We start from the raw sequence: 1,636 nt of genomic DNA, 5'->3' as shown, positions 1-1,636 counted from the left end.
TGCGAACTGCAACTGCGTACTGCCGCCCGGCAGTTCGTGTCTGCCAGGCCCTGCTGTCTCTCTGGGCTACGAGAGAAACCATAACCATGCCGCCACCCAATGTCTACTCCCGTCGGTATAGATTTTCGTGCGTTCGACGGTGAGGTAATCCGCCTCGAACGGCGATGGAGGACTGGCCGCCGACGATGAGAGACCAGGGTGACCTGATGGACACGATCAGCGGCAACGTCACAACCGCCCGCTCTCCGCTATATCCGTCGCGGCGCCCGCGGCAGCGCCCGGCACTTCCTCGAAGGTCTCGTACCGGCGACTGCAGTCGAGGCTGCCGACACCGTGGGGTCCTGGTCGTTCGGAGCTCGCCGCCAACGCCCTGCAGTACGGTGGCGGCGCACCCCTGCCCTGATGACCTGAACGGCGGCACCGGCGGCTTCGGGTCGGCCTGTGGTCAACCGCCTCGCCTGCGCCACCGCCGTGCCCCCCAGGCGGTCGGCGGCAAGACCGTAGAACCGTCCTCGCCCGGTATTGCCAGGCGCAAGCGCCGACCGGGTGACCGCGGTGGACTTCCCCACAGGGCGACACCCGCCTACCCGTTCCAACACTTGGTCAGCGACGGCGTACGGGAAGTGCGCACCGACCGAGGACCCGGCAGCCCCCGGAACCGGACTCCGGGAGCTACAGGAAGCGGGTGCCGCTAAACGGCTCGCCCCCGAGCTGAGATCAGCACTGCGACGCGACCGCCAACTGCTCACCCGGATCGCCCGTTTACTGCTCGATCTCCGCTTCCCGCCCTCGCTCCACGGCGAGTTGCGCGAAGCCGTCGGCCTGGGAACTGAAGCCGACGGAGATCGAACGGCTCTTGACAGCGCGGAGGCAGCGGGCCCGGCGGATGCGAGAGCTGGTGCTGACCGCCTACGAGTACCAGCGCGCCTTCTACGGCTACGACGGCAGGATCGGCGCAGTGCCGGTCGGGCTGGAAGCCGCGCACGTGCGCTGGTGCGCCTTCGACGGCCCGGACGATGTCGACGACGGTCTGTGCCTGTACTCACTGCACCACAAGCTCGTCGACAAAGCCGTCCTCGGCCTCGGCGACGGCCATCGCACCCTCGGGCATCCATGTGCAGTCGCAACGGCTCCGCACAGTCCACTTGTACATCGACGAGCCCCGAGCCCGAAGAAGGCCGCATCCGCAAAGCACTCGTCCCCCTGCGGCGTCGTGCCCATAGCGTGCCCTTCAGAGCGGACAACCACGGTCGACAGCGGTGCCATCAGACCCCCACCACAGCAACAGCACAACGGATCTGCGCAGGTCAGAAGGCATGAGGTCATGTAAGCGCCATAGCTGCCCAAGCTGAGAGTGCGAGTTCGATTCTCGTCACCCGCTCCATGATGAAGGCCCAGGTCAGAGACCTGGGCCTTATTGCTGTCACCGACAATCACTCGCCACGCGCCAGATTCGTGCCAGAACGTTGATCGTCTGGATCAATGGCGTCTTCATCTGGCTCGGCAGCAGCTTCCTGGCGTGCCTTGCGTACGGTCGCGTCGAGCCCGGCCGCAACTTCCTGCTGTCGATCGTCGTCGGAGTGCTGGTAGATCAGCGCCGCCTTCTCCGAGGACTGCCCGGCGCGCAGCTCAGCGT

The 1,636-nt window shown here is 66.3% G+C and carries 2 pseudogenes; one reads left to right on the top strand and one right to left on the bottom strand.

The annotated features are described in order from the left end of the window. Positions 1-557 precede the first annotated feature (557 nt). A pseudogene (locus ACFU53_RS47960) lies at positions 558-1,330 on the top strand (restriction endonuclease); the annotation flags it as partial. 103 nt (positions 1,331-1,433) lie between these two features. Here ACFU53_RS47960 and ACFU53_RS47955 read toward each other — a convergent pair. Then, positions 1,434-1,636, bottom strand: a pseudogene (locus ACFU53_RS47955) (site-specific integrase); the annotation flags it as partial.

Origin of the sequence: Streptomyces sp. NPDC057474 (assembly GCF_042802555.1) — a bacterium.
Classification (GTDB): Bacteria; Actinomycetota; Actinomycetes; order Streptomycetales; family Streptomycetaceae; genus Streptomyces.
This window is presented reverse-complemented; position numbering and strand designations above follow the sequence as displayed.